Genomic DNA, 14891 nt, shown 5'->3' on the forward strand with positions numbered 1-14891 from the left:
AACACGCTCATTACGTATGGGACATAAGGAAGCGAACGATGCACGGAACAATCACCATGGCCCGCGACGAGCGCCAGAAGGCAGCACGCGAGAAGGCCTATTCGATGCCGCTGTCGGAATTCCACGTCGGCGCGCCTGAACTGTTCCGCAGCGATACGCTGTGGCCCTACTTCGAGCGGCTGCGCAAGGAAGAACCGGTGCACTACTGCACGACCTGCCCGGTCGGCGATTACTGGTCGGTCACCAAGTACAACGACATCATGCATGTCGACACCAACGCCGCGATCTTCTCGTCCGATGTCAAATACGGCGGCATCAGCCTGCGCGACGTCGGCGAAAACTATAGCTGGCCGAGCTTCATCGCGATGGACGAGCCAAAGCACGGCCCGCAGCGCAAGACCGTGCAGCCGATGTTCACACCGGTGCATCTCGATCGCCTTGCCGTTCTCATTCGCGAACGCTCGGCAACCATCCTGGACAACCTGCCGCGCAACGAGACGTTCAACTGGGTCGATCGCGTCTCCATCGAACTCACCACGCAGATGCTGGCGACGCTGTTCGACTTCCCCTGGGAAGACCGCCGCATGCTGACGCGCTGGTCCGACCTCTCCACGGCGCTGCCGAAGAGCGGCATCTACGAGAGCGAAGAGCAGCGTCTGCGCGAGCTTGGCGAATGCGCCGACTACTTCACCCGCCTGTGGAACGAGCGCCTCAAGAATCCGGGCAACGACCTCATTTCGATGATGGCGCACAGCGATGCCATGCGTCACATGAACCGCGACGAACTGCTCGGTAACCTGATCCTGCTGATCGTCGGCGGCAACGACACGACCCGCAACTCGATGAGCGGCTCGGTGCTGGCGCTGAACGAAAATCCCGACCAGTACGACAAGCTGCGCGAGAACCATGCGCTGATCGACAGCTTCGTTCCCGAAGTGATCCGCTGGCAGACTCCGCTGGCGCATATGCGCCGCACGGCGCTTGTCGACACCGAGATCGGCGGCAAGAAGATCAGAAAGGGCGACCGCGTCGTCATGTGGTACGTCTCCGGCAACCGCGACGGCGAGATGATCGAAAATCCCGACAGCTTCATCATCGACCGCGCCCGGCCGCGCACGCATATGTCGTTCGGCTTCGGCATCCATCGCTGCGTCGGCATGCGGCTGGCCGACCTTCAGCTCAAGATCATCTGGGAAGAAATCCTCAAGCGGTTCGACAACATCGAGGTTGTCGGCGAACCCAAGCGGATCTACTCGAGCTTCGTGAAGGGCTACGAGGAACTGCCCGTTCGCATCAACGCCTGATTGGTGCATTATTCAGCATGACAAAAGTCAATTCCCTGAAACTGCTGGACGCTGTCATGTCGGCGCCCGGCTTTCCAAAGTCGTCCGGAATGCACATCGTGCACGCCGAGCCTGGCCGTGTGACCATCGCCCTGCCGCGCAAACCTGAACTTCTGCAATTCGCCGGTCATTTTCATGGCGGCGTCATCACAGCGCTCGCGGACCAGGCGGCGGGCGCGGCAACGACAACGGCGCTGCCGGAAGGCAAGATTGGCGTCACCGTCGAGATCAAGGTCAACTTCCTCAGCCCCGCCGACGGCGACGAACTGATCGCGCATGCGAAGGTTCTTCAGGCCGGCGGGACTATCAGCGTTGCCACGGTCGAAATCTTCACCAAGGATGCAAAATCAGAACGCAGATGCGCGTTCGCGACGGCTACAATGCGGGCTGTCGATCTGCCAAAGCCATTCACATGACACATCACGAGCAAGATTTTTCCGATATCCGCGAATCCGTTGCAAAGCTTTGCGCGCAATTCCCTGGCGAATACTGGCGCAAGCTGGATCGCGGGATGACGTACCCGAAAGAGTTCGTGCAGGCGCTGATCGATGCCGGCTATCTCTCGGTGCTGATCCCCGAGGAATACGGCGGCTCCGGATTGAAGCTGTCCGCCGCGGCGGCCATCCTGGAGGAAATCCAGCGCGCCGGCTGCAATGGCGGCGCCACCCACGCCCAGATGTACACCATGGGCACGCTGCTCCGGCACGGCAGCGAAGAACAGAAATCCAAGTGGCTGCCGCGCATCGCCAGCGGCGAGTTGCGGCTTCAGGCCTTCGGCGTGACCGAACCTACCAGCGGCACGGATACATCGTCGCTCAAGACTTTTGCCAAGCGTGAGGGCGACCACTACGTCGTCAACGGCCAGAAGATCTGGACCAGCCGCGCCGAATATTCCGACTTGATGATCCTGCTGGCCCGTACCACGCCGAAGGAACAGGCGGCGAAGCGCACCGACGGCCTGTCCGTCTTCATCGTCGACATGCAGGAAGCGAAGAAATCCGGCGGGCTGACGATCCGGCCGATCCGCACCATGATGAATCATGCGACGACGGAAGTGTTCTTCGACAACATGAAGGTGCCCGCCGAAAACCTGATCGGCGAAGAAGGCGGGGGCTTCCGCTACATCCTCTCGGGCATGAACGCGGAGCGCATCCTGATCGCGGCCGAGTGCGTCGGCGACGCCAAGTGGTTCATCAACAAGGCCAGCACCTATGCCAAGGAGCGCACGGTGTTCGGGCGGCCGATCGGCCAGAATCAAGGCATCCAGTTTCCGATCGCCAAATCCTACGCCAACATGCGCGCCGCCGAACTGATGGTGAAGGAAGCCACGCGGCTCTATGAGGCCGGCAAGGATTGCGGGGCGGAAGCCAACATGGCCAAGATGCTCGCCGCCGATGCCTCCTTCGAAGCCGCGAACGCCTGTATCCAGACCCACGGCGGCTTCGGCTTTGCCGAAGAATATGACATCGAGCGCAAGTTCCGCGAGACGCGGCTCTACTCGGTCGCCCCGATCTCGACCAACCTGATCCTGTCGCATCTGTCCGAGCATGTGCTCGGCATGCCGCGCTCCTATTGAGAGAGACCATGCTGCCGCTTGAAGGATTAACCGTCGTCGCCGTCGAGCAGGCCGTCGCAGCCCCGTTCTGTACCTCGCGTCTGGCAGACGCCGGGGCAAACGTCATCAAGATCGAGCGGCCCGAAGGCGACTTCGCCCGCGACTATGATGCGGCAGCGAAAGGCCAGAGCAGCTATTTCGTCTGGCTCAATCGCGGCAAGAAGTCCGTCGTCATCGATCTGGCGACTGATGACGGACGCCGATCTCTCGAGAAACTGATCGCCAGCGCCGACGTGCTGGTGCAGAATCTCAAGCCTGGTTCGATGGACAAACTCGGATTTTCCCGCGAACGTTTGCTCAAAGACTATCCCACGCTGATCTCCTGCACCATCAGCGGTTACGGCGACGACGGCCCCTATGCCAGCCGCAAGGCCTACGATCTTCTGATTCAGGCGGAGTCCGGATTGTGCTCCGTGACCGGCGGACCCGAAGCGCCTTCGCGGGTCGGCGTGTCGATTGTCGACGTCGCAACGGGCGCTGCAGCCCATGCTGCCATCCTCGAGGCGCTGATCGCACGCGGACGAACCGGCAAGGGCCGTGACATCCGCATCTCGATGTTCGACGTGATGGCCGACTGGCTCACGGTGCCGCTGCTGAATGCCGAGAACGGCAACCCACCGAAGCGCATGGGTCTGGCGCACCCGTCGGTCGCGCCCTACGGCGTATTTCGCTCGAAGGATGACAACGAAATCCTGATCTCGATCCAGAGCGAGCGTGAATGGAAGGTTTTCTGCGCCAAGGTGATCGGCATGCCGGATCTTCCAAACGATCCGCGCTTCGGCAGCATGGTGGAGCGGGTCAGAAACCGCAAACTGACCGACGACACGGTTGCCGCTGCATTCGCCAAACTGACGCGCGATGAGCTCATGAAACGGCTCGCCGATGCCGACATCGCTTTCGCCGAAGTGAACACGATGGAAGGTCTGTCATCGCATCCGCATCTGCGCCGCATCGATGTCGATTCACCGAACGGGGTGGTGAGTTATCCCGCACCGGCGGCCATCATTGTTGGCGAGACACGGACCTATGGGCCTATCCCGTCGATCGGCACGCACAGCGTCGAAGCTGCATTGAAAACGAGCAAGACATCATGACCGCAAAGCCCGATATCGATCACCTGCGCCAGTGGATCGGCCGCACCCAGGTCGCGTCCGACGTCATCACGACGCAACTGGTGAAGGGCCTGCGCGCCACGCTGTTCCTCGACATCGGCAATCCGGCTGAAGGCGATGCCGCGCCGCTCACCACGCACTGGTGCCTCGCGCAGCCGGTCGTGCCGATGAGCGAGATCGGCACAGACGGACATCCGGCCCGGGGCGGATTTCTGCCGCCGGTGCCGCTGCCGCGCCGGATGTGGGCCGGCGGCCAGATCGAATTCATCGATCCCTTGCGCGTCGGTGACACGGTAACCCGCTCGTCGCGCATCTCGGATGTCACGATGAAGACCGGCAGCACCGGGGCGCTGTGTTTCGTCTCCGTAGAGCACACCATCACGACGCCGCGCGGCCTCGCCATCCGCGAGCGCCATGACATCGTCTATCGCGATATGCCGACGGCAAGCGACGCGAAGCCCGCCGCATCGCCCGCACCTGCTCCGGCGGGAAAAATACGCGAAACCCACATGGCCGATCCGGTTTTGCTGTTTCGTTATTCGGCGCTGACCTTCAATGGTCATCGCATTCATTACGACCGCGACTATGTCACCAAGGTCGAGTTCTATCCCGGCCTGATCGTGCACGGCCCCTTGCAGGCCTCGTTGCTGATCGAATTCGCCGCACGCCAGCGCGGCGGCAAGGCGCCCGCGAAGTTTGTCTATCGCGGCGTGAACCCGCTGTTCGATGGCGCGGAATTCAGCGTCAACGGCAACGAGAAGGACGGCGGCCTGGAAGTCTGGACGGCGAACGCCGCAGGCGCGCCGACCATGAAGGGCACCGCGAGCTGGTGAAGAAAACGCGTCATTGCGAGCGAAGCGAAGCAATCCATTCTTGAAATAAAAAGCTGGATTGCTTCGTCGCTTTGCTCCTCGCAATGACGAGTCAAACTGACGTCCTACTTCTTCCCGAACATCTCGCGCATGCCGGCCTGAATCTTGGCCATGCCGCCGATCCAGCGATCGTAGTTGTCGGTCTTCCTGCGCATGTAGTCGAGCACCTGCGGATGCGGCAGGATCAGGAACGTCTCGCGGTCGATGCCCTCCAGCGCGCATTGCGCGACCTCTTCCGGCGTGAGATTGCCGTCGTTGGACTGCGGCCCCTTCGGCATCCCCCTGATCATGTTGGTCTCGACTCCCTGCGGGCAGAGGATCGAGACGCGGATGTTGTGCGCCTTGTGCGAAATCGCGAGATTTTCCGCAAAACCTACGGCGGCGTGTTTGGTGGTCGAATAGGCGGGGCTGCCGACCTGTGACAGCAATCCGGCCGCTGAAATCGTATTGAGGAAATATCCGCCGCCGCGCGCCTTCATGCGCGGGATCAGATGGCGCGCCGCATAGACGTGCGCCATCACATTGACGGCCCAGCTCTTCACCCATGGCGCATCCGACGATCCACCGGCATTCTCCGACAGCGGATCGAACTCGCCGATGATACCGGCATTCGAGCAGAACAGCTCGATCGGCCCGAACTGCCTTTCGGTTTCATCGATGACGTGGAGAATGTCGCTCTCCTTGCCGACGTCGCAGGCGAACGATGCGCCGCCGATGGCGTCCGCGACGGTCTTGGCGCGCGCGCCGTCGAGATCGGCGACAACGACCCTGGCCGCGCCCTCGCGATGGAAGGTTTCAGCAAGCGCCTGGCCGATGCCATTCGCGCCGCCGGTGACGACGACGACTTTTCCTGCAACTTTCATACGGATGTTTTAGAAGGGAAAGGTGGAGAGATCAATTGGCCTGGAGTCCGGCCTGCAATGCGAATGCCCGTTCAGGCCGTCATTGCGAGCGAAACGAAGCAATCCACGTTTGAAACGGAAAGAAAGCTGGATTGCTTCGTCGCAAACGCTCCTCGCAATGACGAAGGGAAAACTCTGCTCAGGCTGCAACCAGAACCATGTCGAGAACTGCGGTGTAGTGCAGCGCAGCAGCCAACAGCACGAAGGAATGCCAGATTGCATTCTGAAACCGCAGCCGCTCCCAGGCGTGGAAGACCACGCCGAGTGAGTAGATCAGCCCGCCTGCCGCGATCAGCCACAGCGTCGAGTTCGGCAGCGAAGCCACCAGGCTGTCATAGGCGATGACACCGCTCCATCCCATCGCGAGATAGAGCCCGACCGATAGACGATCGAACCGGCCGGGCAGAAAGATCTTGAGCGCGATACCGGCTGCGGCGACCGACCACACGCCGATCAGCAGCGCGGTCGACATGAAACGATCGTTCATCTGCGCGAGGAACGGTGTGTAGGTGGCGGCAATCAGAATGTAGATCGCGGAGTGATCGAAGCGGCGCAGCAGCCATTTGGCGGGCGAGACGGGCCACAGATTGTAGGTCGCGGACAGCCCCAGCATGGCGAGCAGTCCTGCGACGTAAACCGACACCGAAACGATTTCCTTGGTCGAGGCATACAGCGCGGCGAGAACGACAAGAGCTATCGCGGCGATCAGTCCGAAAGCAATGCCGAGCACATGAACGACGCCGTCCGCGATCAGTTCGGCGCGATCGTAGTCCCAGCGCACCACGCCACCGCCGGCGACGCGGGCATGAGAGCTGAGTTGCTTCAACCGGAAGATCGTCATGGGCACAGCCGGGGTTATCGGTCCACTTTACATAAGCAACAATTATAAACCTGGTGACGGTCAAAGAAACCTGAAAGGGAGGGATCAGGATTCAAACCGGAAACTTGATTTCCGCCCCATAAATCTCCAGCTTCATAAAACTGTCGCGCGGCGCTTTCCTTACGTCATTGATCCCCTCAGTCCGATAAAGTCTTGATCGAATTATGGCACCCAGCTTTTCGGACATTGTCGAAGAGACCCGCCTTTCCATCCGGTCTCTGATCGATTACGGCGAAAGCCTGTTCAATCCCACCGTGCGGCTTGGCGTCACAGGCCTGTCACGCGCCGGCAAGACCGTCTTCATTACTGCGCTCGTCCACGGCCTCTTGCGCGGCGGCCGCTTCCCGGTGTTCGAGTCACTGGCGACGGGGCGCATCGCCCGCGCCCGGCTTGAGCCGCAGCCCGACGACGCGGTGCCGCGCTTTGGCTACGAGGGGCACGTCCGCACATTGATCGAGGACCGGCAATGGCCCCACTCGACCACGGACATCAGCGAACTGCGGCTTGTGATCGAGTACCAGCGGCAGAACGCGGCGGCGCGCACGCTGACGCTCGATCTCGTGGACTATCCCGGCGAATGGCTGCTCGACCTGCCGCTCCTGAACAAGAGCTACGAGCAATGGTCGGCAGAGAGCCTCGCGCTCTCGCGGCGCGAGCCGCGCGCGCGGCTGGCAAAGCAGTGGCACGCGCATCTTGCCACCCTTGAGCCGAAGGAGCGCGAAGACGAACAGGCAACACTCACCGCCGCGAAACTGTTCACCGACTATCTGCGCGCCTGCCGCGATGAACGCTTCGCCATGAGCCTGCTGCCGCCCGGCCGCTTCCTGATGCCGGGCAATCTTGCAGGCTCGCCTGCGCTCACTTTCGCGCCGCTGGATGTGCCGCAGGATGGCGCCGCGCCGGACGGCTCGCTGTGGGCGATGATGAGGCGGCGCTACGAGGCCTACAAGGACGTGGTGGTGCGGCCGTTCTTCCGCGATCACTTCACGCGGCTCGATCGCCAGATCGTGCTGGTCGATGCGCTCGCGGCTTTCAATGCCGGTCCGGAGGCATTGAAAGATCTCGAAGGCGCACTGTCCGGCATTCTCGATTGTTTCAACATCGGGCGCAGCACATTCGTCAGTTCGCTGTTCCGGCCGCGCATCGACAAGATCCTGTTCGCCGCCACCAAGGCCGATCACCTGCACCACACCAGTCACGACCGGCTCGAAGCGATCCTGAAACGCATGGTCGAACGCGCCGCCTCGCGCGCCGAGTATGCCGGGGCATCCGTCGACGTGGTCGCGCTCGCCGCCGTGCGTGCGACACGCGAAGCCATGGTTCAGCAGGGCCGCGAGAAACTGCCCTCGATCCTCGGCACGCCCGAGGAAGGCGAAATGTCCGGCGACGAGGTGTTCGACGGAGAGACGGAAGTGGCGACCTTCCCCGGCGACCTTCCGGCCAAGCTCGACGACCTGTTCAGCGGCGATGGCACATTCCGCGGCCTGTCCAACACCGCATCCGACCAGACCGACTTCCGGTTTCTGCGCTTTCGTCCGCCTTTGCTCGTCCGCGAGGGTGGCGAAGAGCCTGCGCTGCCCCATATCCGCCTCGACCGTGCGCTTCAGTTTCTGATCGGAGACAAGCTGCAATGAGCGACAAGCCGCATCACCGCAAGCCGGCCGCGTTCAAGCTCGACGATCCCCGCGTCATCCTGATGGATGCGGAGGACGATCCCGCGCGCCCTGCGCGCGGCAAGGTTCACATCACCCCGGAAGCCGATCCCGCCCTGCTTCCGGTCCCCATCGACGAACCGGCCGCCCCTGCCCGCAAGGGCTTCGGCTGGGGCGGCGTGTTCTGGACCGCGCTCGCCGGTCTGGTCATGCTCGGTCTCGGTCTCGGCATTTCCAATCTGGTCGAGGACCTGTTCAACCGCAGCACCAGCCTCGGCTATATAGGGCTGGTGTTCGCGATCCTCGCCGTCGTGGCGCTGGTGGCCATCATCGCGCGCGAGGCGCTGAGTCTGGCGCGTCTGGAGACCATCGAGAAGCTTCATGCGCGCGCCAACGCGGTGCTGCTCAGCGACGACCGCAAGGAAAGCGACGTCATCGTCCGCGACCTGCTCAAGATCGCCCATGACAATCCGAGGCTCGCCCGCGCCCGCGCCGCGCTCGAAGAGCATGGCCGCGACATCATCGACGGCGCCGACATGGTGCGCCTCGCCGAGCGCGAACTGATGACGCCGCTCGATCAGGAAGCGCGGCGGCTGGTGTCGAGCGCCGCGCAGCGCGTCTCGCTGGTCACCGCTGTCAGTCCCGGCGCGGTCATCGACATGCTGTTCGTGTTCGCGGCGGCGCTGCGCCTGGTGCGGCAACTGGCGCGGCTCTATGGCGGACGGCCCGGCACGCTCGGCATGATCCGGCTGGTGCGCCATGTCATCGCGCATCTGGCGCTGACCGGCGGCATGGCCGCCAGCGACAGCCTGATCCAGCAGATGCTGGGGCATGGCATCACCGCGAAGCTGTCGGCCAAGCTCGGCGAAGGCCTGCTCAACGGGTTGCTCACCGCGCGGCTGGGCCTCGCCGCCATCGACGTGACGCGGCCGCTGCCGTTCGAGGCGCTGCCGCGCCCGGCGCTGTCGGACCTCGCCAAAGACCTGCTGAAGCGTGTGGGCGGCGACGATCAGAAATCCTGAGCCGCCTTCGCTCAAATGGAAAACCTGAGGCATTTCAAAGCCAGAGACATCGGTGAACCTGTTGTCCGGGTCGCGCGACCAATCTGCAAGGGGTGGATTTCCGTCAACCCGCGCAGATCGCGCACTTCAGGAGTACGACCATGTTTCGCAAACTTGCTCTGGCAATTGCCGCGTCCGCTGCCCTCGGTGCAGCCGCCCTCGCCCCCACCTCCGCGTCCGCCGGCGGCTGGCATGGCCATTACTGGGGTCATGGCTGGGGCCACGGCTATGGCTTCGGCTTCAGCCCGGTGATCGTGAGCGGCGGCTATGCCGATGACGGCTGTTACGTGCAGCGCCGCATTCGCACGCCTTACGGCTTCCGCTGGCGGACTGTGAACGTCTGCTACTGATTTCGGGCCTGGCCTGAATCGAAAATCCCGGTCGCGTTACGCGGCCGGGATTTCTCGTCAGTTCAGCAATCGCCATTTGTAGAACGGCGAATCCGGAGGCGGCGACAGTTCAGGCGTCCATCCGGTAACTGTCTTGAATGCGAACGGCTCGATCACCACACCGCGCCATGTCCGATCAGCTTGTCCCACGAGACGCAGCACGCCCGGGGTCTTCATCTCGATCACATTGCCGTCGTTGGGTGCGCTGTCGACATACAGCCCGATGCCGGATGTCATGGCCGCGCTTGTGGTATCCCTGAATCCGATGAAGCGGCTGCGCTCATTCACCTGCACCACCGGAATGCTGTCCTTCAGATGCCAGCGCAGTTCCGCGTAAATCCGGTAATCGAGTGTCGCGATCCATGTCGCGCCAACTTTATCGGCGACGGCTTTTGCCTGTCTGGCGATCTCGCCATAACCCGCCTCTTTTGCAATCGGGTCTTGTTTGGCCGCGACCGCGAAATTGCTGACGCTGTAGTAATAGAAAATCGCAACATTCAGCACGGCGCCGAGAATGATCGCAGCCCTCGCCCATGGCTCAGCGGTGCGAAGAATCCAGTTTGAGCGCTGCTCCTTGCCGATCTCGACAAGGTTGATAGCAGCGGCAGCAAAGGCGAACGGCCAGATCAGCATTGGCCAGGTGTCGCCGATCCGCAGCGAGAAGGATTTCCAGAGGAAGTAAGCGAACGGCGCGAGCGTGCAGGTCGAAATCAGAATGAACGCCGGATTCTGCTGACGATAACCGCGCCACGCCAGCATCACCGATCCGGCAAGCGCAACCGGGAACAGGATCGGGCCGACCAGCGCCAGTTGAAGTCCTAAGAAATCGCCGACGGTCCGCGCCGAAATGCCATGATCCGCACCGGCGCGGATGAACTGGAATTTGAACGACGCCCAGTCGTGTTGCCAATTCCAGATCAGCACCGGCGAGAACACCAGGAGCGCAATGACCAGCGCGATCCACGGATACGGGCTGCGCAGCCAGCGCATCCGCCACGGCGGCACCAGCAAAAACGCCAGTATTGCCGGAGCAAAGAAAATCGCAGTGTATTTCGACAGCAGCGACAAACCGCCGAACAATCCCGCCGCGAGCCACCAGCAGCCGTCATTGCTTTGCGTCAACCGCACCAGCGACCAGACCATCGCGAGTGAAAACGGGATCAGCGCGACATCGGGCAGAATGCGCGACGCGAACAGGCCGTACTCGGGCGCAACAAGCGGCATCAGCACGGCGAGAACCACCGCGCTGCGATCGCGCGTCAAACGCCAGACGATATCGCCAAGGAGCGCGGCGGCGATCCACATTGCCAGCAATCCGCCGAAGCGTGCGCCGAAATTGGTATCCCCGAAAATCGCCGTTCCGAACCGCACGACCCAGGCGATCATCGGCGGATGATCGAGATAGGAGAGCACGTTTTCCCTGGAGAACGTCCAGTAATAGGCTTCGTCCGTACGCAGATCGGCCGTGGCGGCGTACACCACCTGCAATGTCACAAGAACAGCAATGGCAGCGGCCGCGACAAGCATCGCGCGCGGCGTCAGACGCCCGGGCTCTATCGTTCCGGCAGTGTTCGCTCTCCCCATGCGGTTAGCTTTTCCGCGACCGGGCCGGTGAAGTCAAACACACGTTTGCTTCACCGTCTTGTCAAACGATCGCACGATCATCGGCCATGGCGCTGCCGCAACATCTCCGTTAGGATTCTGCCGCCTCCGGACGATCCGGGCGCGATATGGCTTCGGACCCTTTTCAGCATGGCAGAGACCGCTGCATCACCCCTTCGCCGCGTCATCCGCGGCATCGGAATTCGGCAGGTGCGGCTGGTCACCGGCCTTGTCCTGTTTGCCTATGTCATCAGCCATTTCGCCAATCACGCACTCGGCAATGTCTCGCTCGGCGCGATGGACGATGGCCTCTATTATCATGCGGTGTTCTGGAAGAGCTGGCCGATGACCATCGTGCTCTACGGCTCGGTGGCGATACATCTGGGCCTGGGAATCTGGGCGCTCTATGCGCGCCGGCACTTTCGCTGGACCGGCGTCGAACTTACACAGCTCGTGTTCGGCCTCAGCATCCCGGTGTTCATCATCAGCCATGTGATCGGTGTCCGCCTGGCTGCATCCTTGTTTGGCCATGAAAAGGATTACCCGCAGGTCTTTTTTGCCTACTGGGTCTACCGCCCGGAGATGCAATGGTCGATGTACGCCGTGCTGCTGGTGTCGTGGATTCACGGCTGCATCGGAATTTACTTCTGGGTCCGGGGAAAACCGTATTTCAAGAAGATTGCATCGCTGCTCCTGGCTCTCGCGGTAATCCTGCCGACGGTGTCGATGCTGGGCCTCTATCAGGCCAGCCGAACGGTGCAGGTCGCAAGCACTGCTCCCGAATGGCGCGCAGAGATTCTGTCGCGCGAAAAGATCGGCACCCCCGCCGAGCAGGTCACTCTCGAACAGATCAGTTCGTACACGTTGTACGGGTACTTCGGCCTGATCGGCCTCGCCCTTGTTGCCCGCGGCGTCCGTGCGCTGCTGGAGCGCCGCCGCGGCCTCGTCAGGCTGTCCTACGGCAACGGCAAGACAGTCCGGATCCCGGTCGGCCTGAGTGTCCTTGAGGCCAGCACGCGCTTCAACATTCCTCATTCGAGTGTCTGCGGCGGCCGGGCGCGATGCTCGACCTGCCGCATCCGCATCATCGGCGATTGCAGCGCGTTGCCCGAACCATCGAACCGCGAGACCTTTGTGCTGGATCGCGTCGGCACCGGCGGCGATCCCGCCATTCGCCTGGCCTGCCAGCTACGCCCTCACACCGATCTTGCGTTCTTCCAGATCTTTCCCGCGCATACGGATGCGTCCTCGGCTGCAACCATCAGGCCTGCGCTTCCGGGCCGGGAACGCTACGTCGTCAGCATGTTCGTGGACATGCGCGGATCGACCAAACTCGCCGAAAAACTTCTGCCGTTCGATACCGTTTTCATCATCAACCGCTTCCTGACGGCTGTCTCACAGGCCGTGGTCGAATGCGGCGGACAGCCGAACCAGTTCGTCGGCGACGGCCAACTGGCGCTGTTCGGCCTGTCCACCAATCCGCAGACGGCCTGCCGGCAGGCGATCGAAGCCGCGTCGCGGATCGCGATTCATGTCGATGCGCTGAATGAATTTCTCGGTGACGACGTGCCGGAACCGCTGCGGTTCGGGATCGGCATTCATGCCGGCGAGGTCATCATCGGCGACATCGGGTCCGAGGAACACACCGTCTTCACCGCGCTGGGCGATTCCGTAAATGTCGCTGCGCGCCTGCAGGACATGACCAAGGCCCTGTCCTGCGAGGTCGTGGTGTCCGGGGACGTGCTGAAAACGGCAAATCTTCCGGCGACCAATTTGCCGCAGGTCGAGGTTCCCATCCGCGGCCGGGTCGAGCCGCTGATCGTCTACACGGCCGAAAAAGCCGGAATGCTGTCGGATCTCGTCGCCGATTTCGCAGTTGCAGCAGCGTGAAACCGCCAAATTCGAGCAAAGTTTGAGCGAAAGCGGCCGGCGCCATCGCCATTTTCGCTATCAAGGCTCGCACTTACCGCGTATCCTGCGTGCCGTTGGACACGCCCATCCGCGGGGTTCGACACTTACTATGGGTCTTACCCTCTGGAGACTACGGAATGGCTAAAGGTACTGTGAAGTGGTTCAACCCGACGAAGGGCTACGGTTTCATTCAGCCCAGCAACGGCGGCAAGGACGTGTTCGTTCATATCTCGGCAGTTGAGAAGGCAGGTCTTTCAACCCTCAACGAGGGACAGTCGGTCGAGTACGAAGAAGTCGCAAACCGCGGCAAGACCTCCGCGGAAAATCTCAAGGTTTGATAGGAAGGTCCGATTCAGAAGAACTGGATCGGACCTTTGATTGTGATCTGCGACGCGTGATCAGCCCTTCTCATTAACCCCAAGGGCCACGCGGTCTGCCACTCGCATTTGCCGGCGCGGCTGCGAAGTTTCCGCGCGGCCCGAGTTCGCCAGCAAGGCGCTGCAACTCGCGGACACGGTTCTCGGTCGACGGATGAGTCGAGAACAGGTTGTCCATCCCCTGCCCCGACAACGGATTGATGATGAACATGTGCGCGGTCGCAGGACTGCGCTCTGCATCCATGTTCGGGATCTGATGCGCCGCGTTGTCGATCTTGAGCAGCGCGGAGGCCAGCGACATCGGCTGCCCGCAAATCCGCGCGCCCATATTGTCGGCTGAGTACTCGCGGGTCCGGCTGATCGCCATCTGCACGATGGTCGCGGACAGCGGCGCCAGGATCATCATCGCCAGCGAGCCGACGATGCCCGGACCATTGTCGCGGTTGCCGCCGAAAAACATCCCGAACTGCGCGATCATCGAAATCGCACCCGCGATAGTCGCGGTGATCGTCATGATCAGCGTGTCGTGATTCTTGATATGCGCCAGTTCGTGCGCGATCACGCCAGCGAGTTCTTCACGGTTCAGCATTTGCAGCAAGCCGGTCGTCACCGCCACCGCGGCGTGATGGGGATCGCGCCCGGTCGCGAACGCGTTGGGCTGCGGATTGTCCATCAGATAGACCTTCGGCATCGGCAATTGGGCGCGGCCCGCAAGCTCGGCCACCATCCGGAACAGTTCCGGCGCGCTGCGCTCATCGACCTCCTGGGCGCCGTGCATCGACAGCACCATGCGGTCCGAGTTCCAGTAGGCAAACATGTTTGTGGCGGCGGCGATCACCAGCGCCACCACGGCGCCGCCCGCTCCGCCGATCAGATAGCCCACCCCCATGAACAGGGCCGTCAAGCCCGCCAGCAGAACCGCAGTTTTGAAATAACTCATTTCCTCCTCCCAACCGGCGCTTTGCCGGGGATACTTCTCCTCCATCATAAATGGTGAGGACGAGTGGCCTCCTTCAAGATGAGGTCCTGCGGCGGCGCGTCGCGCGTCGTGCCCTTGAAACCCGGATGCCATGTTCCAGCCGCAACCGTCACCCGGCGAAAGCGGGCAGCTCAGGCCGACATTCTCATTTATTACATGATTTTCATCATATAATAAGGTCCGAGAGAGGGACCTC

At 62.0% G+C, this 14891-nt stretch carries 14 protein-coding genes; 10 read left to right on the plus strand and 4 right to left on the minus strand.

The window, feature by feature from the left end; genetic code table 11:
• The first annotated feature begins 38 nt into the window (after positions 1-38).
• The 5 genes from AC1RM7_RS09745 to AC1RM7_RS09765 are packed head-to-tail and all read left to right on the plus strand — an operon-like array spanning position 39 to position 4903.
• A complete protein-coding gene (locus tag AC1RM7_RS09745; protein ID WP_006021903.1) occupies positions 39-1304 on the plus strand; it encodes a cytochrome P450 in 1266 nt (421 codons plus the stop codon).
• A gap of 17 nt (positions 1305-1321) precedes the next feature.
• On the plus strand, positions 1322-1759 hold the full coding sequence (locus AC1RM7_RS09750; protein WP_024920931.1) for a PaaI family thioesterase: 438 nt from the start codon (positions 1322-1324) through the stop codon (positions 1757-1759).
• Positions 1756-2919, plus strand: coding sequence for an acyl-CoA dehydrogenase family protein (locus AC1RM7_RS09755; protein ID WP_024920932.1), 1164 nt, complete (start codon positions 1756-1758; stop codon positions 2917-2919). The genes AC1RM7_RS09750 and AC1RM7_RS09755 overlap by 4 nt, the downstream gene beginning before the upstream one ends.
• 8 nt (positions 2920-2927) lie before the next feature.
• Positions 2928-4052: a CaiB/BaiF CoA transferase family protein gene (locus tag AC1RM7_RS09760; protein WP_024920933.1), complete on the plus strand. Its 1125-nt coding sequence runs from the start codon at positions 2928-2930 to the stop codon at positions 4050-4052.
• Positions 4049-4903, plus strand: coding sequence for an HTD2 family dehydratase (locus AC1RM7_RS09765; protein WP_024920934.1), 855 nt, complete (start codon positions 4049-4051; stop codon positions 4901-4903). Before AC1RM7_RS09760 ends, AC1RM7_RS09765 begins: the two co-directional genes overlap by 4 nt.
• 104 nt (positions 4904-5007) lie before the next feature.
• On the opposite strand, the gene AC1RM7_RS09770 is transcribed toward AC1RM7_RS09765, so the two are convergent.
• Both AC1RM7_RS09770 and trhA read right to left on the minus strand, forming a co-directional pair.
• On the minus strand, positions 5008-5805 hold the full coding sequence (locus tag AC1RM7_RS09770; RefSeq protein ID WP_024920935.1) for an SDR family oxidoreductase: 798 nt from the start codon (positions 5803-5805) through the stop codon (positions 5008-5010).
• A 178-nt stretch (positions 5806-5983) separates the two neighbouring features.
• Complete coding sequence (gene trhA, locus AC1RM7_RS09775) at positions 5984-6685, minus strand: PAQR family membrane homeostasis protein TrhA (RefSeq protein WP_006021909.1); 702 nt, start codon at positions 6683-6685, stop codon at positions 5984-5986.
• A gap of 203 nt (positions 6686-6888) precedes the next feature.
• Here trhA and AC1RM7_RS09780 point away from each other — a divergent pair, with 203 nt between their 5' ends.
• The 3 genes from AC1RM7_RS09780 (at position 6889) to AC1RM7_RS09790 (ending at position 9787) form a co-directional block, all read left to right on the plus strand.
• Complete coding sequence (locus tag AC1RM7_RS09780; protein WP_024920936.1) at positions 6889-8358, plus strand: YcjX family GTP-binding protein; 1470 nt, start codon at positions 6889-6891, stop codon at positions 8356-8358.
• Entirely contained in the window at positions 8355-9398 is a 1044-nt protein-coding gene (locus tag AC1RM7_RS09785) for a YcjF family protein (RefSeq protein WP_492837917.1), read from the plus strand. The genes AC1RM7_RS09780 and AC1RM7_RS09785 overlap by 4 nt, the downstream gene beginning before the upstream one ends.
• Positions 9399-9538: 140 nt before the next feature.
• Positions 9539-9787 (plus strand): hypothetical protein, encoded by a 249-nt coding sequence (locus tag AC1RM7_RS09790; protein ID WP_024920938.1) that lies wholly within the window; start codon positions 9539-9541, stop codon positions 9785-9787.
• A gap of 57 nt (positions 9788-9844) precedes the next feature.
• Here AC1RM7_RS09790 and AC1RM7_RS09795 read toward each other — a convergent pair whose 3' ends face one another.
• Entirely contained in the window at positions 9845-11410 is a 1566-nt protein-coding gene (locus tag AC1RM7_RS09795; protein WP_492837915.1) for a glycosyltransferase family 39 protein, read from the minus strand.
• 168 nt (positions 11411-11578) lie between these two features.
• On the opposite strand from AC1RM7_RS09795, the gene AC1RM7_RS09800 reads away from it, so the two are divergent.
• The gene (locus tag AC1RM7_RS09800; protein ID WP_006021914.1) at positions 11579-13318 is read left to right on the plus strand and encodes an adenylate/guanylate cyclase domain-containing protein; all 1740 of its coding nucleotides are present in this window, start codon (positions 11579-11581) and stop codon (positions 13316-13318) included.
• Positions 13319-13476: 158 nt separating this feature from the next.
• Positions 13477-13677 (plus strand): cold-shock protein, encoded by a 201-nt coding sequence (locus tag AC1RM7_RS09805; RefSeq protein WP_006021915.1) that lies wholly within the window; start codon positions 13477-13479, stop codon positions 13675-13677.
• A gap of 73 nt (positions 13678-13750) precedes the next feature.
• On the opposite strand, the gene htpX is transcribed toward AC1RM7_RS09805, so the two are convergent.
• A complete protein-coding gene (htpX, locus tag AC1RM7_RS09810; protein WP_006021916.1) occupies positions 13751-14656 on the minus strand; it encodes a zinc metalloprotease HtpX in 906 nt (301 codons plus the stop codon).
• Between the last annotated feature and the right edge of the window lie 235 nt (positions 14657-14891).

The sequence above is a fragment of the Afipia sp. GW822-FHT03D08 genome (assembly GCF_058801645.1).

Excerpts from the sequence above, each read along its gene's own strand:
- AC1RM7_RS09745 (WP_006021903.1), top strand. The coding sequence starts at position 39 with ATGCACGGAACAATCACCATGGCCCGCGACGAGCGCCAGAAGGCAGCA.
- AC1RM7_RS09750 (WP_024920931.1), top strand. The coding sequence starts at position 1,322 with ATGACAAAAGTCAATTCCCTGAAACTGCTGGACGCTGTCATGTCGGCG.
- AC1RM7_RS09755 (WP_024920932.1), top strand. The coding sequence starts at position 1,756 with ATGACACATCACGAGCAAGATTTTTCCGATATCCGCGAATCCGTTGCA.
- AC1RM7_RS09760 (WP_024920933.1), top strand. The coding sequence starts at position 2,928 with ATGCTGCCGCTTGAAGGATTAACCGTCGTCGCCGTCGAGCAGGCCGTC.
- AC1RM7_RS09765 (WP_024920934.1), top strand. The coding sequence starts at position 4,049 with ATGACCGCAAAGCCCGATATCGATCACCTGCGCCAGTGGATCGGCCGC.
- AC1RM7_RS09770 (WP_024920935.1), bottom strand. The coding sequence starts at position 5,805 with ATGAAAGTTGCAGGAAAAGTCGTCGTCGTCACCGGCGGCGCGAATGGC.
- trhA (WP_006021909.1), bottom strand. The coding sequence starts at position 6,685 with ATGACGATCTTCCGGTTGAAGCAACTCAGCTCTCATGCCCGCGTCGCC.
- AC1RM7_RS09780 (WP_024920936.1), top strand. The coding sequence starts at position 6,889 with ATGGCACCCAGCTTTTCGGACATTGTCGAAGAGACCCGCCTTTCCATC.
- AC1RM7_RS09785 (WP_492837917.1), top strand. The coding sequence starts at position 8,355 with ATGAGCGACAAGCCGCATCACCGCAAGCCGGCCGCGTTCAAGCTCGAC.
- AC1RM7_RS09790 (WP_024920938.1), top strand. The coding sequence starts at position 9,539 with ATGTTTCGCAAACTTGCTCTGGCAATTGCCGCGTCCGCTGCCCTCGGT.
- AC1RM7_RS09795 (WP_492837915.1), bottom strand. The coding sequence starts at position 11,410 with ATGGGGAGAGCGAACACTGCCGGAACGATAGAGCCCGGGCGTCTGACG.
- AC1RM7_RS09800 (WP_006021914.1), top strand. The coding sequence starts at position 11,579 with ATGGCAGAGACCGCTGCATCACCCCTTCGCCGCGTCATCCGCGGCATC.
- AC1RM7_RS09805 (WP_006021915.1), top strand. The coding sequence starts at position 13,477 with ATGGCTAAAGGTACTGTGAAGTGGTTCAACCCGACGAAGGGCTACGGT.
- htpX (WP_006021916.1), bottom strand. The coding sequence starts at position 14,656 with ATGAGTTATTTCAAAACTGCGGTTCTGCTGGCGGGCTTGACGGCCCTG.